General features: G+C 37.9%; 21 protein-coding genes, 1 pseudogene, 1 riboswitch and 1 other annotated feature. Of the genes and pseudogenes, 8 read left to right on the top strand and 14 right to left on the bottom strand.

Annotated elements, in window-relative coordinates; translation table 11 throughout:
* Positions 1-2 precede the first annotated feature (2 nt).
* Positions 3-692: a bacillithiol biosynthesis deacetylase BshB2 gene (bshB2, locus tag AB9L17_RS02665; RefSeq protein WP_068985228.1), complete on the top strand. Its 690-nt coding sequence runs from the start codon at positions 3-5 to the stop codon at positions 690-692.
* Positions 693-834: 142 nt separating this feature from the next.
* Here bshB2 and AB9L17_RS02660 read toward each other — a convergent pair whose 3' ends face one another.
* Positions 835-1,578, bottom strand: coding sequence for a TerC family protein (locus AB9L17_RS02660; protein ID WP_068985227.1), 744 nt, complete (start codon positions 1,576-1,578; stop codon positions 835-837).
* 230 nt (positions 1,579-1,808) lie between these two features.
* On the opposite strand from AB9L17_RS02660, the gene ilvA reads away from it, so the two are divergent.
* Complete coding sequence (gene ilvA / locus AB9L17_RS02655) at positions 1,809-3,071, top strand: threonine ammonia-lyase IlvA (RefSeq protein ID WP_068985226.1); 1,263 nt, start codon at positions 1,809-1,811, stop codon at positions 3,069-3,071.
* A gap of 191 nt (positions 3,072-3,262) precedes the next feature.
* On the opposite strand, the gene AB9L17_RS02650 is transcribed toward ilvA, so the two are convergent.
* The 4 genes from AB9L17_RS02650 to AB9L17_RS02635 form a co-directional block, all read right to left on the bottom strand.
* Positions 3,263-4,207, bottom strand: coding sequence for a nuclease-related domain-containing protein (locus AB9L17_RS02650; RefSeq protein WP_068985225.1), 945 nt, complete (start codon positions 4,205-4,207; stop codon positions 3,263-3,265).
* Positions 4,208-4,306: 99 nt separating this feature from the next.
* On the bottom strand, positions 4,307-5,104 hold the full coding sequence (locus AB9L17_RS02645) for an ABC transporter ATP-binding protein (RefSeq protein WP_375200022.1): 798 nt from the start codon (positions 5,102-5,104) through the stop codon (positions 4,307-4,309).
* Positions 5,097-6,125, bottom strand: a complete 1,029-nt coding sequence (locus tag AB9L17_RS02640) for an ABC transporter permease (RefSeq protein ID WP_068985223.1) — start codon at positions 6,123-6,125, stop codon at positions 5,097-5,099. Before AB9L17_RS02640 ends, AB9L17_RS02645 begins: the two co-directional genes overlap by 8 nt.
* 449 nt (positions 6,126-6,574) lie before the next feature.
* Positions 6,575-7,597: an ABC transporter substrate-binding protein gene (locus tag AB9L17_RS02635; RefSeq protein WP_068985222.1), complete on the bottom strand. Its 1,023-nt coding sequence runs from the start codon at positions 7,595-7,597 to the stop codon at positions 6,575-6,577.
* 470 nt (positions 7,598-8,067) lie between these two features.
* On the opposite strand from AB9L17_RS02635, the gene AB9L17_RS02630 reads away from it, so the two are divergent.
* The 3 genes from AB9L17_RS02630 (at position 8,068) to trpB (ending at position 11,461) form a co-directional block, all read left to right on the top strand.
* A complete protein-coding gene (locus AB9L17_RS02630; RefSeq protein ID WP_068985221.1) occupies positions 8,068-9,186 on the top strand; it encodes a hypothetical protein in 1,119 nt (372 codons plus the stop codon).
* 237 nt (positions 9,187-9,423) lie between these two features.
* Positions 9,424-9,468: riboswitch (PreQ1 riboswitch) on the top strand.
* Between the two features lie 8 nt (positions 9,469-9,476).
* On the top strand, positions 9,477-9,959 hold the full coding sequence (locus AB9L17_RS02625; RefSeq protein WP_375200021.1) for a QueT transporter family protein: 483 nt from the start codon (positions 9,477-9,479) through the stop codon (positions 9,957-9,959).
* Positions 9,960-10,035: 76 nt separating this feature from the next.
* Positions 10,036-10,237: a binding site (T-box leader), on the top strand.
* A gap of 60 nt (positions 10,238-10,297) precedes the next feature.
* Complete coding sequence (gene trpB / locus AB9L17_RS02620; RefSeq protein ID WP_375200020.1) at positions 10,298-11,461, top strand: tryptophan synthase subunit beta; 1,164 nt, start codon at positions 10,298-10,300, stop codon at positions 11,459-11,461.
* Between the two features lie 44 nt (positions 11,462-11,505).
* On the opposite strand, the gene AB9L17_RS02615 is transcribed toward trpB, so the two are convergent.
* From AB9L17_RS02615 to AB9L17_RS02600, 4 genes are all read right to left on the bottom strand, one after another.
* Positions 11,506-13,131, bottom strand: coding sequence for a long-chain fatty acid--CoA ligase (locus tag AB9L17_RS02615; RefSeq protein ID WP_223554447.1), 1,626 nt, complete (start codon positions 13,129-13,131; stop codon positions 11,506-11,508).
* A 177-nt stretch (positions 13,132-13,308) separates the two neighbouring features.
* Positions 13,309-13,719 (bottom strand): hypothetical protein, encoded by a 411-nt coding sequence (locus tag AB9L17_RS02610; RefSeq protein WP_375200019.1) that lies wholly within the window; start codon positions 13,717-13,719, stop codon positions 13,309-13,311.
* Positions 13,720-13,862: 143 nt separating this feature from the next.
* Entirely contained in the window at positions 13,863-14,816 is a 954-nt protein-coding gene (locus AB9L17_RS02605) for an L-threonine 3-dehydrogenase (RefSeq protein WP_068985216.1), read from the bottom strand.
* Between the two features lie 488 nt (positions 14,817-15,304).
* The gene (locus AB9L17_RS02600) at positions 15,305-16,975 is read right to left on the bottom strand and encodes a methyl-accepting chemotaxis protein (RefSeq protein WP_375200018.1); all 1,671 of its coding nucleotides are present in this window, start codon (positions 16,973-16,975) and stop codon (positions 15,305-15,307) included.
* A 389-nt stretch (positions 16,976-17,364) separates the two neighbouring features.
* On the opposite strand from AB9L17_RS02600, the gene AB9L17_RS02595 reads away from it, so the two are divergent.
* Entirely contained in the window at positions 17,365-18,534 is a 1,170-nt protein-coding gene (locus AB9L17_RS02595; RefSeq protein WP_375200017.1) for an FtsW/RodA/SpoVE family cell cycle protein, read from the top strand.
* A 173-nt stretch (positions 18,535-18,707) separates the two neighbouring features.
* On the opposite strand, the gene AB9L17_RS02590 is transcribed toward AB9L17_RS02595, so the two are convergent.
* Entirely contained in the window at positions 18,708-20,069 is a 1,362-nt protein-coding gene (locus AB9L17_RS02590) for an aspartate aminotransferase family protein (protein WP_068985214.1), read from the bottom strand.
* 25 nt (positions 20,070-20,094) lie between these two features.
* On the bottom strand, positions 20,095-21,624 hold the full coding sequence (locus AB9L17_RS02585) for a CoA-acylating methylmalonate-semialdehyde dehydrogenase (protein WP_223554453.1): 1,530 nt from the start codon (positions 21,622-21,624) through the stop codon (positions 20,095-20,097).
* Between the two features lie 337 nt (positions 21,625-21,961).
* Between AB9L17_RS02585 and AB9L17_RS02580 the strand changes: the two genes are divergently transcribed.
* Positions 21,962-23,524, top strand: coding sequence for a PucR family transcriptional regulator (locus AB9L17_RS02580; RefSeq protein WP_375200016.1), 1,563 nt, complete (start codon positions 21,962-21,964; stop codon positions 23,522-23,524).
* Here the strand turns inward: AB9L17_RS02580 and AB9L17_RS02575 are convergent.
* The 3 genes from AB9L17_RS02575 to AB9L17_RS02565 all read right to left on the bottom strand — a co-directional run bounded on the left by AB9L17_RS02575 (position 23,521) and on the right by AB9L17_RS02565 (position 25,301).
* Positions 23,521-23,643, bottom strand: a complete 123-nt coding sequence (locus tag AB9L17_RS02575; RefSeq protein ID WP_375200015.1) for a hypothetical protein — start codon at positions 23,641-23,643, stop codon at positions 23,521-23,523. The genes AB9L17_RS02580 and AB9L17_RS02575 overlap by 4 nt on opposite strands.
* Positions 23,630-24,424 (bottom strand): carbon-nitrogen family hydrolase, encoded by a 795-nt coding sequence (locus AB9L17_RS02570; protein WP_068985211.1) that lies wholly within the window; start codon positions 24,422-24,424, stop codon positions 23,630-23,632. The genes AB9L17_RS02575 and AB9L17_RS02570 overlap by 14 nt, the downstream gene beginning before the upstream one ends.
* Positions 24,425-24,506: 82 nt before the next feature.
* Complete coding sequence (locus AB9L17_RS02565; RefSeq protein WP_068985210.1) at positions 24,507-25,301, bottom strand: PhzF family phenazine biosynthesis protein; 795 nt, start codon at positions 25,299-25,301, stop codon at positions 24,507-24,509.
* 140 nt (positions 25,302-25,441) lie between these two features.
* Between AB9L17_RS02565 and AB9L17_RS02560 the strand changes: the two are divergent.
* Positions 25,442-25,732, top strand: a pseudogene (locus AB9L17_RS02560) (aminotransferase class I/II-fold pyridoxal phosphate-dependent enzyme); the annotation flags it as partial.
* Positions 25,733-25,759: the final 27 nt, after the last annotated feature.

The raw sequence follows: 25,759 nt of genomic DNA, 5'->3' as shown, positions 1-25,759 counted from the left end.
ATTTGAATTTAGAGCCACAACGTCATATTTTGATTGTTTACCCTCACCCAGATGATGAGGCTTTTTCAGTTGCTGGAACGATTGCCTACTATACAAAGAAAATGAATACTCCTGTTACATATGCCTGTTTAACTTTAGGGGAAATGGGCCGTAATTTAGGAAATCCGCCTTTTGCTACGCGTGAATCCTTACCAGAAATTCGACGCAAGGAGCTAATTGCAGCTGCAGAGGCTATGGGAATACAAGATTTACGTATGCTTGGTTTCCGTGATAAAACGATTGAATTTGAAGACGATGAAAAAATGGTAAAGCTTGTTGAAGGTTTAATAGAAGAGTTATCACCTTCTCTTATCATTACATTCTTACCTGGCTTTGCGGTCCATCCAGACCATGAAGCAACAGCACGTGCCGTAGTTGAGGCTGTCCGCCGTATGCCAAAAACTGCACGTCCTCAAGTATATGGATGTGCCTTCGCCAATGATACCATCGAAAAAAATGGAGAGCCCCATATTGTCGTCGATATTCGTGAAATGAAGACGGATAAAATTAAAGCATTACAAGCACATGCATCCCAAACAGCTTGGATGATGCAAGAAACAGAAAAACGCATCGATAACGGTGAACCAATGAGCGAAAGCTGGTTAAATGTTGAAAAGTTTTATATCGTCAACCCTGACCAATATGTAAAATAAGAACAAAAGCGCTGGAGAGATCGAAGCGCTTTAGCCTAGACGACTATGCTTTAGGTTCCTCTGGCAAAAAAACTTATATTTTCCTTAATAAAAATAAAACAGTTCTGTCCTCTTTTTTAGCGAGAACAGAACCGTTTTTATATTAAGCGACTTTTAATTTCTTTAAAATATGAACAAAGAAAGTTATAGAAAATACAATAATTAGCACGACAAAGAACATATAGTGTGGAACGTGAACACCAATGATACTAACTAGCATTTTCAGCGCAATAATGCCGATAATAATAAATGCCGCCGCCTCTAGTTCTGGTATTTTTTCAATTATGATTAAAAATAGGCCGGCAATGGTTCTCATCATTAAAATCCCTAGCATCCCCCCTATTAGTAAGATCCAAATTTGATTAGAAATTGCAAATGCGGCAAAAATCGCGTCAATTGAAAAGGCAATATCCATTAGCTCTACTGAAATGACAGTCGCCCAAAATGTCCCAAAAATTCGAACCATTAACCCTGATTTTTTAACTTCCTTAACACTATCCTCTGCCCCAATTCGCAAGAAATGAGCGATACAAAGCCAACCTAAATACAAAGCTCCTAATAATTTAATAAACCAAAAATCTACTAAATAAACACCTATTCCGATAAACAAAAATCGGAAAAAGTAAGCACCCAACATTCCATACATTAACGCACGTTTACGTTGCTTGTCTGGTAAATGTTTAACCAGTACTGCCAAGACGAGTGCATTATCTGCTGACAGTAAACCTTCAATAATGATGAGTGTTGATATTAACCCCCAAGATACGGGGTCTGTTAAAACTTCTTTCCACATTTCCCAATCGAAAAATTGAATGTATGTAGATAGAATTCCTTGAATGATTTCCAATTACATACCCTCCTACTTGTCCTAAAGTATTCTAGTATATGCTTGGTCATTTTCGTTATGAAGAAATGGGCGTTCCTTTATTTCTATAAAAACCCTTGAATGTTTAGACACCCACTGAAAGAAGTTAAAATAGACACCGAAAATTTAGAATTTACTAAAAATTAATGACAAAAACCTTATAAAATGTGCTATCATAGATAAATGTTTTAACGTAACGGAGGATGTATACTATGGAAGCTGCTGACACTAGAACTGTGCAAGTAGAAAATATCTTAATTGCACATCATTTTTTAAAAGACGTAGTGGTGCACACGCCGCTACAAAAAAATGATTATTTATCTGAGAAATACGGAGCTAGCATTTATTTTAAGCGCGAAGATTTACAGCATGTACGCTCATTTAAACTTCGTGGCGCCTATTATAAGATTAAAAAAATTGAAGAAGAGGCTCGCCAAGCTGGTGTTGTTTGTGCAAGTGCCGGCAACCATGCTCAAGGTGTTGCTTACGCCTGTGCTCAACTGAAAATTCAAGCAAGTATTTTTATGCCCCAAACAACACCTAAGCAAAAAATTGATCAAGTGCGTATGTTTGGTCGCGATTATGTGGAAATTATTTTAGCGGGCGATACGTTTGATGATTCTGCAGAAAGTGCATTCGTTTACTGCGAAGAACACAATAAAATCTTTATCCATCCATTTGACGATTTTGATGTCATTGCTGGCCAAGGAACGGTCGCAGTTGAAATTATGAATGACATGGAGGAACCGATCGACTACCTATTTGGTAGTATCGGTGGCGGCGGCTTAATGTCAGGTGTTTCTGCCTACGTGAAAAACCTTTCCCCTACTAGCAAAATTATCGGTGTAGAGCCTGCTGGGGCGGGTAGTATGAAGGCTGCATTTACAGAAGGTGGTGCAGTGGCACTTAATTGGATTGACAAGTTCGTAGATGGCGCCGCGGTAAAATGCGTCGGCCATCACACATATGATGTTTGTCGTCGCTATTTAGACGACATCGTACTAGTACCAGAAGGAAAAGTATGTACAACGATTTTAGATCTTTATAATAAACATGCCATTATCGCAGAGCCTGCTGGGGCATTATCAGTTGCGGCGCTCGACTATTATAAGGAAGAAATTAAAGGTAAATCAGTCGTTATCATCATTAGCGGTGGTAATAATGACATCGGGCGTATGCAGGAGATTAAAGAAAAATCTTTAATTCATGAAGGCTTACTCTATTACTTCATCGTAAGCTTCCCACAGCGTGCAGGCGCACTTCGCCAATTCCTAACAAGTGTTGTCGGACCAAATGATGACATTACAACTTTCGAATATACAAAGAAAAACAATAAAGAAAGTGGTCCTGCCTTAGTCGGCATTGAACTTGGTAATCGTGACGACTACGAAGGTTTACTAGCACGTATGAATGAATTTGGCTTCAAATACAAAGAAGTAAACAACGACATTCAACTTTTCGGCTTACTAGTCTAAAATAAAGAGTCACACTTCTATGTGAGTGTGGCTTTTTTGCGGGGATGAGAGGTTTATCGGAATAAAATTATGTTTTATCGGAACTATTTTGAGATTTATCGGAACAATTTCAGATTTTATCGGAATGTTTGTTATATTTATCGGAACAATTTAGAAAAATACAGTCTATCTGACCGCAATGATAGACTGTACTATTTTAAAATATACTGTCGATTCTTATTGGCACCAATTTCTTGAAGCTGTAATGACTTCAATATTTTATATACTGTTTTAGTGCAAGAGATACCGAAGAAATCTTGAAATGAACTGTTGGATATAAATCCCCCATACATATAACGGTAATCTTTCAGTGCGTTGTTGAAAGCTAGATTATCGACCTCACCACAATTCTCACAACACCACTTCCCTTGACGATAATGCATAACAAATTGATATTCGCACTTAGAGCATAGTGCACCCTTCTTCAATTCATCCACTTTAATATCTAGCGTCCATTGGGTTGGTGTGTGCATCTTTAGAATATGCGTTGATAGTTCTCTCAAATCATTTTCACTTAGATAGACTTGTTGATGCTGCTTGAACAGTTGCTCTACCCTTTCAGCCAAGCCACTTACATGAATAATTGGCTGCGACAAGAAAGTGGGTGACATAATCATACTCGGATTTGCAGAAACGACTATAGTTTCAATAGGTAGATAATGCCCACTCATTTGAAATAATCGATGCAAAAACCTAGCATGTCGCTTCACCTGATCGAATGGATTACGAAAACCATCTACTCTTCCATCAGAGGTAACTCTAATAAATTGATGGTTATCTTCCATATAATCAACACGCCCAGCAATATTTTTAATTTCTACTATTAAAACAAAATTTTGCGACATGAATAATGTATCCATTTGATGCATTGATCCACCTTCGACTTTAAGCTGAACATCATGCAATAAATAATGCGCATGCTGCAAATAGATCTCTTGCCATTCTTTATCTACTCTTCGCTCACCTGCATACCCTGCCCTTGTTCTCCTTAGCATTTCTTGAAAATAATCATACTTTGCGTGAGATTTCGGTAACCGCCTCTCAATCATTTCTAACACCCGTTTCTTCGATGAGACTTCCCGCTTTTTCAGTAGCATATTTTCACCTCCTTTAGCTAGATTATAATGCACTTTATCGATTTACCACCCAACTTTCAGCAGAAAAAAACGCCCATACCTATGTATGAGCGTTAATCATCATGATCCTAATAACGCACGGTCTGAGTTCATTTTCTCACCGCGGATACGTTCGAACTCTGCCATTAAATCAGGAATAGTCAATTCATGCTTGCGATCCTCGCCAACTTCTAAAATGATTTGACCTTTATCCATCATAATCAATCGGTTACCTAAATCTAATGCCTGTTGCATATTGTGCGTGACCATTAATGTTGTTAAGCTATCTTTCTCAACTAAATATTTCGTAATGCGTGTGATTAACTCTGCACGCGATGGGTCAAGTGCAGCCGTATGCTCATCTAGTAATAAAATCGATGGCTTCGTGAACGTTGCCATTAATAAAGACAGCGCCTGACGTTCCCCACCAGAAAGTAAGCCGACCTTTGCAGATAGGCGATTTTCTAGATTTAGACCCAACATCTCCAACGATTCCTTGAAAAATTCTAGACGCTTTTTATCAACACCAATACGCAAGCCTCTACTCTTATTACGTGAGTAAGCTAACGCTAAGTTTTCCTCAATCGTCATTGTTGGCGCTGTACCAGCCATTGGGTCCTGAAACACACGACCGATATAGTGGGAACGCTTGTATTCTGGTAAAGCCGTTACCTCATTCCCATCAATTAAAACTGAGCCAAAATCTGGCGTTAAGGCACCTGAAATCATATTCATCATGGTCGACTTACCGGCACCATTACTACCAATGATTGTTACAAAATCTCCTGGCTTTAAATGCAAATTAATTTCAGCAAGTGCGACTTTTTCGTCAGGCGTACCTTCATTAAAAACTTTATTAATGCCGTGTAATTTAAGCAAGGCCGTTCCCTCCTTGCTCTACCGCATTTACTTGTGCACGCTCTGCTGCACGCTTCACTTTTCGTTTGCGTTCCTTACTTTTACTAACAAATTGAGGTAAAACCAACGCTAAAATAACAATGATAGCTGTTATTAATTTCATATCTCCCGAATCAAGGAATTCAACACGTAATGCTAATGCTAAAATGATACGGTAAATAATAGCCCCCGCAATGACAGCAAAAGTTGTGCGCATAATCGTTTTTGTACCAAAGATTGCTTCACCAATAATAACAGAAGCAAGACCGATAACGATCATCCCAATCCCCATACTTACATCTGAGAACTTCGAATACTGTGCGATTAAAGCTCCAGAAAATGCGACAAGTGCGTTAGAAAGTCCTAGCCCTAGAATAATAAGTGTATCTGTATTTGCTGAAAAGCTACGAATCATACGCTTATTATCACCAGTTGCTCGAATAGCCAGTCCGACCTCAGTTTTTAAGAACCAGTCTGCTATTACCTTAATTAAAATCGTGATGATTAATACTACAATCAACGTACTCCATGTAGACGGTACTTGCTGAATGCCGATGCTTTTTAATAGGTTATTGATCGCAGCATCGATACCTAAATTACTCCAAAATACTTGAAACTTTGAAAATATAGTCTCTGAGTTCAATAGTGGAATATTCGGACGACCTATCGTATTTTCTGCAGTTAACCCCATGATTCGTAGGTTAATAGAATACAAAGCAATCATCATTAAAATCCCCGATAATAGTGGGTTAATTTTACCTTTTGTGTGAAGAATCCCTGTCATACATCCAGCAATAAATCCAGCAACAATTGCCACTAAAGTCGCTAACATCGGGTGGTAGCCAAGCAGAACCATCGTCGCCGCTGTAGCCGCCCCTGTTACAAAGCTTCCATCAACCGTTAAATCCGGAAAATCTAACACGCGGAATGTTAAATACACACCAAGTGCCATAATTGCATAGATGATTCCTTGCTCCACTGCGCCAAACATTGCTAAAAACATAGTTGAATCATCTCCTAATCATTCTTAAACTAATTTTTATTACCTATGCTCCATTCCTAAATAATGGAGCTCAACATTTAAATTGGGCATCATCATAAAGTAAGGTTGATTTCCGTTCCAACTAGGCGCTTTCCTGGGGGCGTCCGATGAGCCGCTTCACTCGCGTTGCTCGCTCCAGGGTCTCATCTGCGACGCTAATCCCCAAGGAGTGCCCAGTCTCCACTCCAATCAACTAATATACTGGAATACGTTTTAATAAATATTATCCCAACTTTCGATGATGAGCTCATGGATATAGATCAAAGGGTTATCACAGAACGTCGTGCTAAATCCTTAGGTATTTCTATGAATCATACATACTCTTTAAACTTTTCACTCTAAAAAGAAGATAAAGCGGGGGCAGTTTAGTTCTCCCCCGCTTTGCTTGATCAGATGACCATATCCGTCCATTACTTTTCTAAAAGCTCTGCACCCCAAGAATCTTTAACTTCGATTCCTAAATCATCCGCTACTTTTTTATTGATTACTAGTTTTAAGTTTTGTGGGTATTGTGCTGGCATATCAGCAGGTGTTGCTTCTCCTTTTAGAATCTTCACAGCCATTTGACCTGCCTCGTAACCGATGTCAAAATATTCAAAACCATATGCAGCTAAGCCACCACGTTCAACAGAGTCAAGCTCCCCTACAATAAGTGGCAATTTATTAGCATTCGCTACATCAATAACAGATTCTAAAGCAGAAACTACTGTATTATCAGTAATAATATAGAATGCATCTACTTTACCGATTAATGATTCCGTAGCCAGTTTTACTTCCGCAGAAGTTGACGCAGATGCCTCAACAACTGTTAGGCCTTGCTCGCCCATAACTTTTTTCACTTCTTTTACTTGTGCTACTGAGTTTTGCTCACCAGCGTTGTAGACCATACCAACATTTTTGGCACCAAGTTCCTTTAAGAAAGCCACTGTTTTTGAAATAGTATCAGGATGTAAATCGATCGTACCTGTTACATTTTTTCCTGGCTTCTCCATAGATTCAATGAGTTGTGCACCAACAGCATCTGTTACAGAAGTAAAGATAATTGGAATATCGCTAGTTGCTGTCGCTGCCGCTTGCGCAGACGGTGTAGAGTTAGCAAATATTAAATCTACGTTTGCACTTACTAGATTGTTTGCAATCGTTGTGTTAAGACTGTTATCCCCTTGAGCTATCTGTGCCTCGTACTCAACTTTTAAGCCTGATTCTTCAATTGCTTTTTTGAAGCCTTCAGTGGCAGCATTTAAAGATGGATGCTCAACAATTTGAGTAATCCCGATTTTATATGTTTTGTCATCTGCATTACCGCTCTCACTTGCATTATTCGTTTCTTTTCCTTTTGAATCAGATGAACTAGAGCCACCACTACCACAAGCAGCAAGCATTAAGACTAACCCAAATAACAGGAACGAAAGCTTTTTTAAATTGCATTTCACAAATAATCCCCCCGATTATTATCTCTGATATTCATCACACTTCATCCAAACGAAGTGTGAACGTATCGCTATATTATCGTTATTATCGAGGTTCGTCAACAACATTATGAATGTTCTGACTTTTAAAATTGACATAATATTTTAGTTTTTCTTTCAATTCGTCGCTTTAAACCGCTAAACTACGCTGTTTTTACAAATTGATTGCTTTTTCTAACATAATAAAAAATTTTTTGACAATTTTGCGAAGTATTAAGGAGTGAAGGTAAAAATACTCCTAGATGCGGGAAACTTCTGTACCTACCGCTACGCTTTCGGTACAAAAAACCTTTTGTAACTGCCGTTGCACTTACGTTACCAAAAAATTTGCTAAAAAAAGTTAAAATTTTTTCTAATTTTAGCTAACTTTTTATCATTCGAAAGCCGTCTAATCATTAGAAAATTAAATCACTTAAATTAAAGGAGAAATAATTATGAAAAAAACAATAAAAAAATCTTGGATGATTGTATCAGCACTAACAATAGGAATGGCTGTCTTCACGCCACATCAAGCTGAGGCAACAACAGCAAAAACAACAAGCGAAATAACTGTTCAAGCTGAGCAACAAATTAAAGGAACGATTAAAAGTGTTTACGGAGATAGCATCTCAATCAAAGGAAAAGACGGTAAAAATTATTATATCGGAATTCAAAATTTTTCAGATGAGCAATTAGAAAAAATGAAGTTAGTAGAAGGTCAAGAAATCTCTGTAGAAGGTAGCTTAGTACAAGATTATTCAGATTTCTACACGTTTAACGTATATAAAAAAGACTTACCTAAAGAAATCACAAAAGCAGATCTAGCTAAATTAGAAAAATTGTTTAATCAAATGAAAAAGTTAGAAAAAGAAGAGAAATATGAAGAAGTAGAAAAAATTAATCTTGAAATGGATAAAATCACAAAGCCGTATATTTTAGCTAGCTGGGTACCAGTATCCTTCGAAGAATTCATGGAACAGTATGGATTTGGTGAAAAAAATATAGTTATTAAAGAAAAAGATAAAAAGCAGCTAAAAGATATTTATCAACAGTGGATTAAACTAGAGAAATCTGGTAAAGAAGAAGCAGCACAAACAAAATTTGAAGAATTCCAGAAGGTTCTTCAACCTTACCTAGATGCGCTATATCCACCAGTACCATTTGAAGAATACATTTCAGATATAGATGTAGATATTCCTGCTGAAGCTTTACCAAAACTAAAAACTTTATACAAGGATGCTCAAAAAGCAGATCAAGATAAAAATGATCAACTATCTGAAAAGCTATGGGGTGAATTCGATGAAATGATTCATCCTTACATGAAGCCACTTAGCTTTGAAGATTACATGTCTAACTTTGATTTTGAAATCAAAGCAAAAGATAAAGCGCAATTAAAAAAGCTTTATGAAGAAGCAACAGCTCTTGATAAAAAAGGTGACTATGAAAAATCTAGTGAAAAATGGGTTGCTATCGACAACATTTTAAATCCATATTATGAAGCAAATAAAGAAATTCTAATCTCAGCTTCTAAAGTAACAATAAACGGCAAAGTTTACCTTACACAGCATAAATAAGTAAAGGCTTTCGGGCTAATCCTAAACGTCATTAAAAAATGATTTATGGGATTAGCCCCTTTCTTTTACTACGCGGATCCTTAGATTTTTTATTAACACAACTGCTACAGACTTAAGTATTTCAATATAATATATTTCAGAAGTCTTGGTTATGCAGATGTTAGTACAATAATAACAATTTTTGTTTTACACATGACTCTTTACAAACTAGCATAAACATTGATATGATTGCATTTGCTTCACGTGGTTCGTAACCATCCCACGCAAAAAAACTAAGGAGAAATTAATATATGAAAATAAAATTTTTAGCAACGAGTGGCATTATTGCAGCGCTCTACATTGCTGTTACATTGCTGGTAGCGCCATTTGGCTTTACAGAGGTGCAGTTCCGCGTATCGGAAATGTTCAATCATCTAGTTGCCTTTAATCCACGCTTTGCCGTCGGGATTATTATTGGTGTATTTATCTCTAATATATTTTCACCAAACGGCATTTACGATGTATTTTTCGGTGTAGGCCATTCGATGATTACACTTGGACTGTTCATTCTTATTTGTAAATTTGTCAAAAATATTTGGGCACGTTTAATCATTAATACATTGTTATTTACATGCACAATGTTCATCATTGCTTTAGAATTGAACATAGTATTAGAAATACCATTCTTCTGGACATGGTTAACTGTTGCTGCAGGTGAATTTGTGGTCTTAGCGGTCGGTGCACCTATTATGTATCTATTGAATAAACGCTTAAACTTCAAAAATTTGATTTAAAAGACGGATCTTTTTAGATTCGTCTTTTTTAATTTCTTGACAATATTCTGAAAATATTTTACAATTCTTTTCAATAAAACATGCGATGAAAAAGAATAGTAGCAAGTAGTAGTACTTGTAGAGAGCTGATGGTTGGTGTAAATCAGTAGTAACTACTTGTGAATGGACTTTGGAGCAGCCTTATTAAATGTGAGGACGAATTTACTCCCCGTTACCGGAGTACGAAAGCGCGCATTTTTTTGCGAATGAAGGTGGCACCACGGTTACTCGTCCTTTTTACAGAAGGATTGAAGTGGCTTTTTTTTATGGAAAAATTAGAAAAGAGGAGTCGAGAGCAGATGAGTACAGTAGCAGAGAAAAAGGGATATTTTGGTGAATTTGGCGGTAGCTTTGTTCCTGAGGAGCTTCAAAATGTATTAAATATTTTAGATGAAAATTTCCAAAAATTTAAAGACGATGAAGATTTTAATAGAGAGCTAGATTATTATTTCCATGAATATGTTGGGCGAAAATCCCCACTTTATTTTGCTGAAAATTTAACAAAACAATTAGGTGGCGCGAAAATTTATTTAAAACGTGAAGATCTCAACCACACAGGTTCACATAAAATTAATAATGTCCTTGGACAGATCTTATTGGCAAAGCGCATGGGTGCTAATCGTGTTATTGCCGAAACAGGTGCAGGTCAGCATGGTGTAGCCACTGCAACTGCTTGTGCAATGTTCGGGATGGATTGCACAATTTATATGGGCTTAGAAGATACAAAGCGTCAAGCATTGAATGTGTTCCGTATGGAGCTTCTTGGCGCAAAGGTAGTAGCTGTTGATAAAGGGCAAGGACGACTAAAGGATGCTGTAGATGAAGCATTTGCTGATTTAGTAGAAAACTATAAAACGACTTTCTATTTACTAGGTTCTGCTGTTGGACCTCACCCATTCCCTTCAATGGTGAAACATTTTCAATCAGTCATTAGCCGTGAAAGTCGCGAACAAATTTTAGAAAAGGAAGGAAAGCTACCAACAGCAGTACTCGCTTGTGTCGGTGGCGGTAGTAATGCGATCGGTGCGTTTGCAGAATATATTGCAGATGAAAACGTTCGCCTCATCGGGATTGAACCAGATAAGGCTGCATCATTAAATGAAGGAACGCCAGGTGAATTACACGGTTTCAAATGTTTAGTACTACAAGATTCGGAAGGCAATCCCCTACCAACTTATTCGATTGCCGCTGGACTAGATTATCCAGGAGCTGGTCCGGAACATAGCTATTTAAAAACAATTGGTCGTGGAGAATATGTAACGGTGACAAATGAAGAGGTGCTTGAAGCATTCCAAGTACTTTCAAAAGTCGAGGGAATTATCCCTGCACTTGAAAGCTCTCACGCAGTTGCGCATGCACTAAAGCTTGCTCCAACGTTATCTCCTGATGAGAGTATTATTATTAACATCTCGGGCCGCGGAGACAAGGACGTAGAACAAGTATTCCACATGTTAAAGAAATAATGAAATGAAAGAGCGACTTCCGTTTGTGGAAATCGCTCTTTTGACTATACCAATGAACTTAATTTCGGATAAATTTCTGCCACATTATCTCGAAGCTTAGCTTTTAGGAATTTCCCAACCGATGTTTTTGGAATTTCCTCTAAAAATACAACATCATCTGGCACCCACCATTTTGCAAATTGACTTTCTAAAAATGCAAGAAGCTCCTCGTCGGTTGCTGTCTTTCCTTCCTTCAATACAACGCAAGCTAGCGGACGTTCTTGCCATTTAACATGCGGAATTGCAATAACTGCTGCTTCCAAAACAGCATCATGGGTCATTAACGCATTTTCTAAATCAACTGAGGATATCCACTCCCCTCCTGATTTAATTAAATCCTTTGTACGATCTGATATTTTAATAAAGCCATCCTCTGATCGCACCGCAATGTCCCCTGTATATAACCAGCCATCTCGATAGGCATCAGCCGTTCGTTCATCACGATAGTACTCGTGTGAAATCCATGGACCTCGTAAACGTAATTCACCCATTGTCTCTCCATCCCACGGTACTTCTCCATTGTCATTAATAATACTCGATTCAATACCAGCCATCGTCATTCCTTGCATAGCTCGCGATTCAATTTTCTTTTCAATTGGCCAGTCTTCCATCCAAGACATATAATTTGATAATGCTACAATCGGTGTTGTTTCAGTCATACCATATACAACAATATATGGGATGCCATATTGCTCTTCAAATGTACGAATAAGACGGGTTGGTGAAGCAGAGCCACCACAACAAATGGCACGTAGCGAACTTATATCTCGTTCACGCTTCTCTAGTTCTTGCAACGCCCCAATCCAAATTGTCGGCACTCCAGCTGTTAATGTAATCTTCTCCTGCTCCACTAAATCCAAAATTATTGCCGATGTAAATTGTGGACCCGGAAGCACCTGTGTCGCACCTACATTGACACTTGCAAACGGTAGACCCCATGCATTTGCATGAAACATCGGTACAATTGGCATCACAACATCACGCTCGGAAATGCCCATTGAATCAGACATACTCAGCATCATACTGTGTAACACTAGGCCTCGATGTGAATAAACAACACCCTTTGGATTTCCTGTTGTAGCACTTGTATAGCACATTCCAGCGGGCTCATCTTCCCCTAAATCCTCTGGGAATTGATAGTTTTCATCTGCTGCTGCCAATAAATCCTCATATGATAACGCATTCGGTAATGTCGTCACTGGTAAAGTATCCTCATCCGTCATAATAATATAATGTTTCACTGTTTTAAGCTCAGGCGCAATGTTTTCTATGATTGGTAACAAATCAACATCAATTATTAAAATCTCATCTTCTGCATGATTAATAATATAAGTTAAATGCTCTTCTGATAAACGAATATTCACCATATGCAAAATAGCACCAGAACACGGTACCGCAAAATAGGCCTCTAAGTGGCGATGCTGATTCCAGGCAAAGGAGCCAATCTTTGTTCCCCTTTTCATCCCCAGCTTTGTTAGCGCATCTGCTAAACGACGTGTCCTTTTCGCCCACTCTCCATATGTTAAGCGGTGAATCTTCTGTGGGCTCGTTCGTGAAACAATAGTCTTTCTAGCAAAATAACTTTCTGCTCGGTTAAAAAAGCTTGTTAATACTAACGGCGTCTGCATCATAAAAACCATCCATCCCTTCGTCTTGTGAACTGCCTCTCCATTACCTTTGTGAAATACTAATAAAAATATAATTGAATACTATTAATATTCTGAATATGATTATATTTGAAAATTATAAATTAAGCTATATATTCCAATATTTTTCTTTTTATTGTTAACTTTTTCTAAAAATACTTATTAGCATAACGTGTGATTGATTTCCGTTCCGACTGGGCGCTTTGTAGCTGTCGCTTTGCTTTCGCTACAGATAAAACATTTGCCGCTGACGCTTCGCTTTCGCGCAGATAAAACATTTGTTGTTGCTGTCGTTGCACTTTCGCACAGATAAAACATTGTTGCTGTCGTTGCACTTTCGCACAGATAAAACATTTGCCGCTGACGCTTCGCTTTCGCGCAGATAAACATTGTTGTTGCTGTCGTTGCACTTTCGCACAGATAAAACATTGCTGCCGCTACGTTAACACTACGCTTTCGCACAGAAAACATCCGCTTCGCTGCAGGGTCTCGGGCCAAAAGAATGTTGGTCACGAAGGCGTTATCACAGGACGTGATGCTTTTAGCCTTCGTTCCTCTATCGCTAATCCCCAAGGAGTCGCCAAGCCTCCACTCCAATCAATTTATATACACGGTATACATTTAAAAATGTCATCCCAACTTTTAGTGATTGCCCGTAAAAATAAAAAAGACGAAGAAAACTAAATTGTTTTCTTCGTCCATTTTTTCAGGAATATTTATGAAATGGCCTTTTTGTGTAGTTTGATTTTTAATTTTTCTAGCATATCAACTGTCATTTTTGCTAAATCATACTGAGCTTTAAAGCCCCATTCTTTCTGTGCCGCTTCTATATTTATAGAATTTGGCCAACTATCTGCTATCGCCTGACGTACTGGATCTACATTATAATCCATACGGAAATGTGGTAAATGCTTTTTAATCTCTGCCGCAATTTCAGATGGCTCAAAGCTCATTGCAGTTATATTAAAGGCATTGCGATGTATTAGTTTGCTACTATCCGCTTCCATTAAATCTACAATAGCCTGCAATGCATCTGGCATGTACATCATGTCCATGTATGTGCCTTCTTGAATATAAGATGTATACTTACCTTGCTCAATCGCCTCATAGAAAATCTCAACTGCATAGTCTGTCGTACCACCTCCAGGAGGCGTTACATATGATATTAACCCTGGGAAACGTACACCACGAGTATCTACACCAAAACGATTGAAATAATAATCACATAATAGCTCTCCAGCTACTTTATTTACCCCATACATTGTTGTTGGGCGTTGTAATGTATCCTGAGGCGTATTATCCTTCGGTGTCGTAGGACCGAACGCGCCTATTGAGCTCGGTGTAAAAAATTGCAAGTTTAACTCACGCGAAACCTCTAGCGCATTCATTAAACCGCCCATATTTAAATTCCATGCTAGCAATGGATTTTTTTCTGCTGTTGCTGATAGTAACGCCGCTAAATGCATCATTGTATCAGCACCAAAATCCTTCGCTAACTCATGCATTCTTTGTCCATCCGTCACGTCCAATACTTCAAATGGACCCTTAATATTTTCAAGCTTCCGAACATCTGTCGCTAACACATTGTCCTCTCCATAAATACCCCGAAGCTTTTCTACAAGCTCAGAACCTATTTGACCAAGTGCTCCTGTAACCATTATCTTTTTCATTTCTCCAAACCTCCACCTGTGAACAATTGTACTTCTGTAAAGTACATTAATATATAAATAAACATTGATTTAATAACACTTTTGGTGATTTTTATTATAAAGTGTTCACATTAAAAACACAACCATTATCTTTTTCATTTCGACAATCCGAACACAAAACCCCTTACTATCAGTATATGAGCCCTATATAATATTGTGCTGATAAAACAAACAAAATACATTTGTATACCTGAAATGTACAAATGTCCGTTTTTCGCATAGCAACACTATTAATTTGTTGGTGACATCTGTTAAAACATATGCTCCGCCATGTAGATTAGTTGATTGGAGTGGAAGCTTGGCGACTCCTTGGGGATCAGCGATAGAGGGACGCAAGTAATGCGGCTCATCGGACGCCCCTAAGGGAAAATCAACCATACGTTATGGTGAGGAGCCAAAAAAAGAACCTTTTTTGTATACATTTACAAAGAAAGGTCCAATTATTCTTATTAAATTGAGAAACGCTTTACCGCTATTTGTAAAACTTTTGATACCCTACGTAACTCTTGAATATAATCATGGAATTGCTGTTGTGCGGTTAATTGAGCAGCTGTTAAAGTAGCTACATGTTTAGTTGATGATGCATTTGTATCTGAAAATGACGTTAACATGACCGCATCCTCATTAACCTTTTTCGTATGATTGGCAATCTCTTGCACGGTTGCAGATACTTCCATTATATACGGCTTAATTGTATGTACTTTTTCTAAAATTTGATCAAAGCTTGTTGCCGTATCCCCAGTTACATGTACACCCTTTTCAGTTGCGGCTAACACGCCCTCCATCATTTGCACAGCATAGTTTGAATCTAAATGAATGTTTTGTACTATCGACGTAATCGTTTGTGTTGACTGAACTGTCTGCTCCGCAAGCTTACGTACTTCATCGGCCACCACCGCAAATCCCTTACCATGCTCCCCTGCTCTAGCAGCCTCAATGGATGCATTTAAAGCTAGGAGGTTTGTTTGTGCAGTAATTTTTTCAATCACCTCGACCATTTGATCGATCGTAGATGCCCTTTCTACAAGATTAAAAATAGCTGTATTCGATTTTTCAACTGCACGCTTAATCGCCTGTATTTGTGTTAAATTTGCTTGTACAATTTCCGTACCACTTTCTGCATCACGTGCCGTTTTATGAGCAAAATTTTCAACAACCTGTACTTTTTCTAAAATTACTTGGACACCATTCAGCACCTCCTCTAGAGAAGCTGTATTGGAAGCTAATTTTGTTGTAGAAGCGGCTGTTGAATCTGAAATGGACTGCACATCCTTTGCAATTTTGACTGTTGTATTAGACGACTGCTCTGAGGATTCCTGCAGCTTTCCAGACATTTCTTCTACCTCATATGCACTATTTGTTACTGTATGAAGTAGTCTTTTCACCTCTGTTGCCATTTGATTGTATGACAATATTACCTCGCCAAGCTCATCCTGTGCCACATAGCTAGCATTCGCTGTGAAATCCCCCTGCTCTGCACGCTTTAATAGTGACTTCAATTGACGTGTTGGTATATTTACAGCTTTCGTTGCTATTAACCCTATAAAAATCACTAACAGAACAACAAATAAACACACTCCACCCAATAGCCAATAACCGAATTCCACATCGTCCTGATATGCCTGTTGCTGTTCCTTAGACCTTTGGACCAAATAGCTTTGAGTTTCTTCTAATAATGTATGACTTTGCTGGCTTACGGATAAATATGACTGAACATAAAACTGTTGTTGTTCATTTTGATCTAATTGTTTATAGCTATCAACCAGTTCTATCTGCTGTGCTAGTAAGGACTTGTATTTCTTCACCTGGTGATCCATCTTTTTATCAACTTCTAGATTTTCTAAATAACCTAAAGGCTGCTCAACATCTTTAAAAATGGCTGTCATTTCTTGATAAGTCCCAGCTGAATCTACTAAATAATCTAATTGTCGTTGTGATTCCTCTAGTTCATTTAACCATCCAATCGGTACAAGCCCTTCTGAATAGCTTTCACTTGCATGCCATGACATTTTCCGTAAATAATCAACACTAAAAACACCTAGCAATACATTCGATAGTACACAAACAATCATTAGTACTAGTAGCTTGTCTTTCACCATTATGTATCGAAAAAAACGCATTATCTTTGGCTCCTTCTCCAACTCTTACCAATAATGATAGTATGAAGATGTAAAGCTAGTGTTATGTTTTTATAAAGATTGCACGAAGAGTTTCTAAATTATCTCAACAGAAAATTATTATATTTAACAACACATCCCGTTTCAGGTGTTCATGATTAATCGTTTTTTTCTTTAACACACTTGTATCTCCAAGCACCCCCATTTGACGAGCCCAGAAAAAAACGAAACTTTATGCTGGTAATCCACAAAACTACTCAAATAGAATCAAATATAAAATTAAATAATTAGTAAAATCAGTTTAAGATTTTTATTTTTTGTAATAATCATTTAACTCGCAACCTTCTGTATATTTCTATCGTTTTCTATTAATAGTTTGGTTTTAAAGGGAGGTGTTAGAATTAAATAAATTAGATAAAAGTTTAGTCGTTAGCTTAATGTTACTTTGCATCATTAGTTGTCTCTTTGTTCATTCCAGTAGTACGGTGTTTGAGCAGTATACAAGCTCGTTTATTATAAAGCAGTTTTTTTATTATCTAATCGGATTTTTAATTATGTATGGAGTAGCGACGCTTGATATTGAGCAACTAAAAAAGATTGGCTGGCCATTTTATTGGGCGATGGTCGTTTTAACATTTGGCTTATTTATTGCACCCGAGAGTATAGCTAGAACTGTAAATGAGGCGAAGCGTTGGTACCAAGTTCCAGTGTTAGGATCATTCCAACCGTCAGAGTTTTTAAAGTTCGCGCTTTTAATCGTTGTGAGTAAGGTCATTGTTGCACATCGAGAGAAATATGTGCGCCCTACCTTTTTAACGGATATGCGGCTTCTCTTCATAATTGCTGTTATCACCCTTCCACCTACGCTTGCTGTTTATAAGCAGCCTGATACGGGCATGGCAATGATTTATATGTCGATGATTATACCGATGATTTTCTTTTCAGGTATACAAAGAAAATTGCTTATAATCTTTACTGCCATTCCAGTTTCAATTCTCAGCGTTGTGGTTATTCTTTATGTAAAATTTAATGAATTTTTTACAGATAAAATATTAAATAAATTATCAGGGCATCAAATTTCTCGCATTTATGGCTGGTTGCAGCCTTATGAGCATCTGGATTCATCTTATCAAACTAGGCAGGGATTTTTAGCAATAGGTTCAGGAGGGTTTACTGGTAAGGGATACATGAACAATAATGTCTATGTCGTAGAAAAGCATACAGATTTCATTTTCGCAAACATCGCTGAAGAGCTCGGGTTCATTGGAGGGGCATTTGTCATTGCTCTTTTATTTTTTGTCATTTACCGTATTGTTCTCATTACAGTAGAAGCAAAAGACCCATTTATGACGTTGATGGGAGCAGGTATCTCTAGTTTATTAGCCTTCCAAATTACACAAAATATCGGTATGACAATTGGACTTTTACCTGTAACAGGTATGACATTACCATTTTTAAGCTATGGCGGAAGTTCACTCATATCAAATTTCATGTTAATGGGCATTGTTATGATTATCTACAATTCTTATAGTGGCTACTTATTTAAAACAACAAAAGAGTAAGTGAAGTTGTGTATGAATGACACTTTTCTAACAGGAGGAGCGTTGTTCAAACTCATACTGCCTCGCCTTTCTTGTGCTATAAGACAATCAAAAAACTGTCTCAAAAGTTTCTACTTGAACTTAAGAGACAGTTTTACTTTTTTTACAGGCAGTAATTTATCTACAAAACACCACTAATTAAGCTTCACTTTATGAATACTATCAATGACAGCTTTTATGATTGTATCAAGATCCTCTTGTACAATATTAAGAGGTGGAGATAATGTTAATACGTTATTGAAGCCTGCAACAGTTGCACCATTTTTACCTAAAATAACACCCTGCTCCTTACATGCAGCAATAACAGCATTTACTTTATCTACTGGTAAAGGCTCCTTCGACGCTTTATCAACAACTAATTCTATGCCAATTAATAAACCTTTTCCCCGAACATTCCCAACGTTCGGGTGATTTCCCAACGCTTCCTGAAGCGCTTGCAGAGTAGCAGCTCCAACCTCGCTAGATCTTTCAAATAATGCTTCTCGCTGAAGAATCTCAATATTTTTTAATGCGACCGCACAAGATACTGGTGATCCACCAAATGTATTGACATGTCGGAAATAACCGTATGCATCAGAGCCAGTGAATGCTTCATAAATTTCACGTTTCACTGCTGTTGCTGATAATGGTAAATAAGCACTTGTAATTCCTTTTGCCATTGTAATAATATCTGGTTTAACACCGTAGTTCATAAATCCAAATGGCTTACCTGTTCGACCAAAGCCACATATTACTTCATCTACAATCATTAAAGCCCCATGTTTTTTACACACTTCCTCAATACCCTTTAAATAATTTTCCGGAGGCATGATGACGCCCCCACCTGTAATAATTGGCTCTAAAATCATAGCGGCTATTGTTTCACTTAGCTCCCATGTCATCGTCTTGTCTACAGCTTTTACGCTTGCTAAATCCATTGGAGCAAGTGTGTCACTTTCATATTCTCGATATTGATCAGGTGGCGCTACATGGATAAAGCCAGGAGATAATGGCTCATACTTATACTTTCGTTCCGCTTGCCCTGTAGCAGCTAAAGCACCAAAAGAATTGCCATGATATGCACGGTAACGGGAAACAATTTTATAACGCGAGCTCTGTCCTTTTTGTTGATGATATTGGCGCGCAATTTTAAACGCGGTTTCATTAGCCTCTGACCCACTATTAGAGAAGAAAATAACATAATCTCCCCCAAGCATTTCATTAATCTTTTCAGCCAGTTCAACTGCTGGTAAATGTCCTTGCGATAATGGTGCATATGCATTTTTCAGCATCTGCTCATGTGCAACATCTGCTAATTCCTTGCGTCCGTAGCCTACGTTTACACACCATAATCCTGCCATTGCATCGATGTATTCAACTCCCTCTGTATCAACAATTCTCGCGCCATTTGATTTTTCTACTACATATGTTGCTTGTGGATTGTAAGGTTTCATTGAATGCCATACATATTGTTCATCTTTCTTTAAAACATCACTTTTAAGATTTACTTGAACCATATCGATACACCCCCTTATGTTATGTTCACTTATTCACATCGTTATTACTCGGGAACGCGAATGAACTTGTCGTACCCTCTGTTTCGTCTGGCCATCTTTCAGAAATCGTTTTCGCTTTCGTAAAGAACCGAGCTTGGTCAGGTCCGAACATATGCCCTTCACCAAACTTCGATCGCTTCCAACCACCAAAGTTGTGATAGCCAACTGGAATTGGAATCGGAACATTCACGCCTACCATACCTACTTCAATTTCTTCTTGGAATTTACGGGCCGCCGAACCACTACTCGTAAACATCGTGACACCATTCCCAAGTTCGTGATCATTAATTAAATCAATAGCTTCTTGTAAAGTTTCAACGCCCACAATAATACGCGCAGGACCAAAAACCTCTTCTTTAAAAATAGTCATATTTGGTGTTACATTGTTTAACAATGTTGGTCCAAGATAAAAGCCTTTAGATGTTTCACATATTTTCGGTTTCCGCCCGTCCGTGACAAGATTTGCACCTTCTGTAATAGCTTCGTCTATATATCGAACAATGGTATCTTTTGATTGTTGCGTAATAACTGGACCAAAATCAACTTCGTCATCTGTATATGAACCAACCTTTAATTTCAAAATCTTCTCCTTTAATATCTCTGTAAAGCGTTTTTCAATATCTCCCCCAACAACGATCGCCCCCGAAATGGCCATACAACGCTGGGACGCGGCTCCAAATGCTGCACCTAAAAAGGCATTAGCTGTTTGCTCCAGGTTTGCATCCGGCATAACAATCATAAAGTTTTTCCCACCACCAAATGCAGCGACACGTTTATTATGCTTCGTTCCTGTTTGGTAAATATACTCTGCAACCGGTGTTGATCCAACAAATGAAATTGCTTGTATCTCTTTATTTTCTAGCAGTTCATTTACCGCATCTTTATCGCCATTCATGACTGTCCAAATTCCATCTGGCAGCCCTGCCTCTTTCCATAATCTACTTAAATATAATGCCGAAATTGGCACGCGCTCAGACGGCTTTAAAATGACGGCATTGCCAACCGCTACAGCCATACTTGTAATTGCAAGTGGGACCATGACAGGGAAATTAAACGGCGCAATTGTCGCAACAACCCCAAGTGGTGATTTTGCAGAGAAGGCATTAATATTGCCGCCTACATTAACGGAATATTCCCCCTTCAGCATTTGCGGGGCACTTATTGCCATATCTACAGATTCAATGCCACGAACAATTTCCCCTTTAGCATCTTCCTTTGTTTTCCCACTTTCCTCACAAATCACTTCAATTAGCTCATCCTGTCTTTCTATTAATAACTGACGGAAACGATGTAAAACCTCAACTCGTTTGCCAATCGATGTCCTTTTCCATGCAGGGAAGGCTGACTTTGCTAGTTGGATCGCCTGCTTCACCTCATCTCTTGTTGCTAACGGAACTTGTGCGATGATCTCTCCTGTTGTTGGATTATAAACTTCCGAATAACGACCACTTGTACCAGCTGTTTCAATACCATTGATAAAATGTGATAGCGTTTTTATTTTTTGTTGAACTGTCATAATTTCCCCACTCCTCATTTATTGTTGTTTAAAATCTAATTCTTCCTTTTGGAAAATAGAGCTTGCTTCATCTATCGGGTCAGGCGACTTTCTCTTTTGGGTCATCGATTCCACGGCTCTGTTACGTCTTTTATTAAAATTATTGCTTACAAAAATTTTACAAGTTCCATAGAGTCGAAGTAATAGACAAACTGTAAAATTCTATACTTTTGTTTTAAACATAATGTAAAATAGATTTAATATTCACAAAACATATTATTTTTGTCTATTCAAGCTGAAATCGCGCATTAATTAGAAAACTAAGCAAGGATTTGTGTTAAAAGGAAGGAGGATAAAAATGTTTAAGCTTCAAGTGAAAGATGTATTAGAAAATACATATTTTCAAAGTGCGGAGGTCGTAGCTGGTGAGGATGGATTGTTACGGATTGTAAAATGGGCCCATGTCATCGAAATTATCCAAGTAGATAATTTTCTAGCTGGTGATGAATTGGTCTTAACAACAGGGATAAGTCTTCAGCATCGCCTAGAGGATTTTATCTTTTTTGTAGAGTCCTTAATCAAAAAAAATTGCGCTGCATTGTGCATTGAATATGGAACTTCCATACAAACCATCCCGGAAGTGATCGTAGCTATCGCCAACCGTCACAACTTCCCTATCATCGTTTTTCATGATACGGTTCCTTTTGTCCGCATTACACAGGATTTACATAGCCAAATAATGAATCAACAATATTTAATGATTTCCACTTTAGAATCCTATTCTCAAACGTTAAATAAAAATGCTCTATTAGGGCAAACCGCGGAAGATATTTTACAAAATATATATAATGAATTAAAGACACAAATCATCTTTTCTATTAAAGGTCGAGAGCCTATCTTCTTTCCAAATAAGTCGCACAATAAACGCCAACAACTATTAACGATAAAAAAAACAGCATCAGTATTTAAAAATGAACCAATCTTTATTTTTGATCAGCATTATGCAGATTTATCTCTCTATAGGGAAGATGGTCGATTCTCAGAATTTGAATTACTTATTTTAGACCGAACAGCTACTGCGTTAGCACAGCTATTAATGCGGGAATTTTATATTGAGGAGAAAAGGGACATTGAGGATGCCTCTATTTTAGCGGATTGGATCGATCAAAAACTATCGAAAGAGGAAATTTATAAATTTATCGTAGCACATCATTCTAACTATCATTTTTCTAGCGGAGCTGTCTTTATTTTAGCATCTCCTAATGCCGTCTCTAAGGTACAAGAGGATATTGTCTATAGTAAGCTCTACTATCGAAACCTTTTTGAGCAAAATGGATTTATACCATTTTTATTTGAGAGAAAAAGCTATGTCATTTTTATTTTACTCCATGCGAAGGATAGTAAAGCGAGTCGCGAATTATTAAATACGTTAGTATCTTCTCTCCAACAAACCGACTTTTATAAAAAACAAATGGTTCAGGGTTATCAAGTAGCTATCGGCAAAGTCATTGCAGACGTAAAAGAAATTCCGAAGAGCTATCAAACTGCTCTCGAAACATTGTATATTTGCAGTAAAGTACAAACAACTTCTTATTTTTACGATGATTTACATTTGTATCACTTAATCTATAAATTACAGATGCAAGTAAATTTACAGGAAGTCATACAAGATTATTTGCAGCCTGTTATTGAATATGATAAAAAATATAACAGTAAGCTGTTAGAAACACTGCAGGTATACTTACAAACGAATGGCTCCAAACAGCAAACAGCCAATCAATTGTTCATCGTACGCCAAACGCTCTATCATCGTTTAAACAAGCTTGAGAGTCTCTTAGGTGAAAATTTCATGAAGGGGCATAATCGGATTACACTTGAATTTATGTTGCTCGCTAACTCTTTAATCGAGGAAAAATCTTAGTTCTCGGGTTTAGCGGCGATGTTCTCGGGTTTAGCGGCGATGTTCTCGGGTTTAGCGGCGATGGCACGCTCAAGATCACTTTGCTCCTTGAGCGTGCCCATCATGCTAATTTCCAGCAACTACCCCACTATATAATCCAGGTCTGCGGTCGTCGTAAACAGGAATTCTACCTCGTACTTCATCAACAATCGAAAAGTCCACATCAATGACAGCGACCTCTTCATCCTCCGCGCCAACCCAAAGTACTTCGCCCCACGGCTGAATAATCATAGATTGACCATTGAAGTTTTCTACCTTTTTCGAAATACGATTAACCGCGATCACGAAGCATTGATTTTCAATAGCACGTGCTTGTAGCAATGTTTTCCAATGATCAATACGTGGTGTTGGCCATTGTGCTGGGACGAACAATACCTTTGCACCCTCTAAAGCGTGAGCGCGTAGCCATTCAGGGAAGCGAATATCATAGCAAATCACACCCGCAGCCTCGATGTCTCCCAGTGCAAAGCGATTCATTTCATCCCCGGCTTCTAAATATAAATGCTCGTCCATTAAACGGAAAAGATGCGCCTTGCTATATTCACCTACTAGTTCACCATATTTATCAAACGTATACATCGTATTGTAAAATTTATCGCCCTTCTTCGTCGAAACAGAGCCACCAACAATATGTACACCCAGTTCTTTGGCTAGATCTGATAAAAATGCTTTCGAACGCTCTCCATCAACATCTGCAAGCTCCGGTAAACGTTCAAGTGCATAACCTGTATTCCACATTTCTGGTAGTACAATAATTTCTGCACCTTGTTTTGCCGCTTCACGAATCTTGTCCTCAGCGCGAGCAAAATTTTCTTCTACTTTACCGAAGCCTACATTTAATTGGATACACCCTATTTTCATTGTTAGTCCTCCTCTAGACTGTACTTTTCTGTATTTTATACTACAATAAAACAAACTTACTGCCATAGTTTTAGCTCTATGTTTAGATTAATATTTCACCACTTAATACTCGAACTGCCGAGCCCGCAATTGCCACATCTTTTATTTTTGGCGTAACGTATAATAATCCACCACGTTTTGAAAGCTGTTTGCTAACGATGCTTTCTTTTGATAATTTTTCACACCAGTAAGGTCCTAATGCACCATGAGTGGAACCATTTACATGATCTTCATCAATGCCTTGTGCTGGAGAAAAAAATCTTGAAACAATATCAATCCCTTCATCCTTAGAAATACTCGTAATACAAACACCACGTACAGGGAACTGTTTCATCGCATGAAAATTAGCTTTGAAATCTGCAATATATTCTTCGTGACTTAGCTCCACTATATAATCCAATTCTGTTTTCCCTACATATGTTGGCTTCATACCAAGCCATTCTTCAAGCTCCAAAGGACATTCAATCTCTTCTAACCGATACTTTTGAATTGTTATTTCAACTAACTCATTAAACCAAATCGCTTGCAAAGGGCCACTAAAAGTTTGGAATGTAATAGAAGAATTGACGGGTACAATCCCTTTTTTCCAAAGTAAAAAAGCACTAGCAATTGTCCCATGTCCACAAATCGGTATTTCCTTTGCTGGCGTAAACCATCTAAGAAAAAAATCATTATCCTTCTTTTGGACAAAAGCTGTTGTTGGTACGGGGATCTCCTGAGCAATTTTCTGCATGGTCGACTCAGGTATTGCTGTATCAAGTAAACATACTGCAGCGGGGTTTCCCTTGTAAAGCTCTGTAGTAAAAGCATTGACGATAAAATATGAGACTTTGTTCAATTTTCTCACCTCATATACGTATTATTAGGTCACTTTTAATCACCAGTAGTTTTTAATTAACTGAAAAAGCTCTAAACAACTAGTAAAAAAAGTAATAGTATTCTTTAATAATTATTATATTCTGAAAAAGGTGAACATGCATGGAATTCTCAAAAAAACTACAGCAATTCCCAACTCAATTTTTTGCAGCACTTGTGCAAAAAGTAAACGCTGCTCTAGCAGAAGGGCGCGATGTTATCAATCTTGGTCAAGGCAATCCAGATCAGCCTACTCCTCCCCATATTATTCAAGCACTACAGGAGGCAGCTGACAATCCTCAAAATCATAAATACTCTCCATTTCGTGGTATCGCAGAATTACGTCAAGCAGCAGCTGACTTCTACAAACGTGAATACAATGTGGATATTGATCCTGAGACAGAAGTATACATTGGGACAAGATGATGAAGAGATTTTAAA

This window comes from Lysinibacillus sp. RS11 (assembly GCF_042019215.1).
Taxonomy (GTDB): Bacteria; Bacillota; Bacilli; order Bacillales_A; family Planococcaceae; genus Lysinibacillus; species Lysinibacillus xylanilyticus_A.
The sequence above is the reverse complement of the archived record's forward strand: the minus strand, read 5'-3'. Positions and strand labels throughout refer to the sequence as shown.

What these genes read in the sequence shown, in the direction of transcription:
- AB9L17_RS02640 (WP_068985223.1), bottom strand. Translation starts at nt 6,125, where the DNA reads ATGTTTTTAGCAATGTTTGGCGCAGTGGAGCAAGGAATCATCTATGCA.
- trpB (WP_375200020.1), top strand. Translation starts at nt 10,298, where the DNA reads ATGAGTACAGTAGCAGAGAAAAAGGGATATTTTGGTGAATTTGGCGGT.
- AB9L17_RS02580 (WP_375200016.1), top strand. Translation starts at nt 21,962, where the DNA reads ATGTTTAAGCTTCAAGTGAAAGATGTATTAGAAAATACATATTTTCAA.
- AB9L17_RS02585 (WP_223554453.1), bottom strand. Translation starts at nt 21,624, where the DNA reads ATGACAGTTCAACAAAAAATAAAAACGCTATCACATTTTATCAATGGT.
- AB9L17_RS02625 (WP_375200021.1), top strand. Translation starts at nt 9,477, where the DNA reads ATGAAAATAAAATTTTTAGCAACGAGTGGCATTATTGCAGCGCTCTAC.
- AB9L17_RS02600 (WP_375200018.1), bottom strand. Translation starts at nt 16,975, where the DNA reads ATGCGTTTTTTTCGATACATAATGGTGAAAGACAAGCTACTAGTACTA.
- AB9L17_RS02615 (WP_223554447.1), bottom strand. Translation starts at nt 13,131, where the DNA reads ATGATGCAGACGCCGTTAGTATTAACAAGCTTTTTTAACCGAGCAGAA.
- AB9L17_RS02650 (WP_068985225.1), bottom strand. Translation starts at nt 4,207, where the DNA reads ATGCTACTGAAAAAGCGGGAAGTCTCATCGAAGAAACGGGTGTTAGAA.
- AB9L17_RS02630 (WP_068985221.1), top strand. Translation starts at nt 8,068, where the DNA reads ATGAAAAAAACAATAAAAAAATCTTGGATGATTGTATCAGCACTAACA.
- AB9L17_RS02605 (WP_068985216.1), bottom strand. Translation starts at nt 14,816, where the DNA reads ATGAAAAAGATAATGGTTACAGGAGCACTTGGTCAAATAGGTTCTGAG.
- AB9L17_RS02590 (WP_068985214.1), bottom strand. Translation starts at nt 20,069, where the DNA reads ATGGTTCAAGTAAATCTTAAAAGTGATGTTTTAAAGAAAGATGAACAA.
- AB9L17_RS02570 (WP_068985211.1), bottom strand. Translation starts at nt 24,424, where the DNA reads ATGAAAATAGGGTGTATCCAATTAAATGTAGGCTTCGGTAAAGTAGAA.
- ilvA (WP_068985226.1), top strand. Translation starts at nt 1,809, where the DNA reads ATGGAAGCTGCTGACACTAGAACTGTGCAAGTAGAAAATATCTTAATT.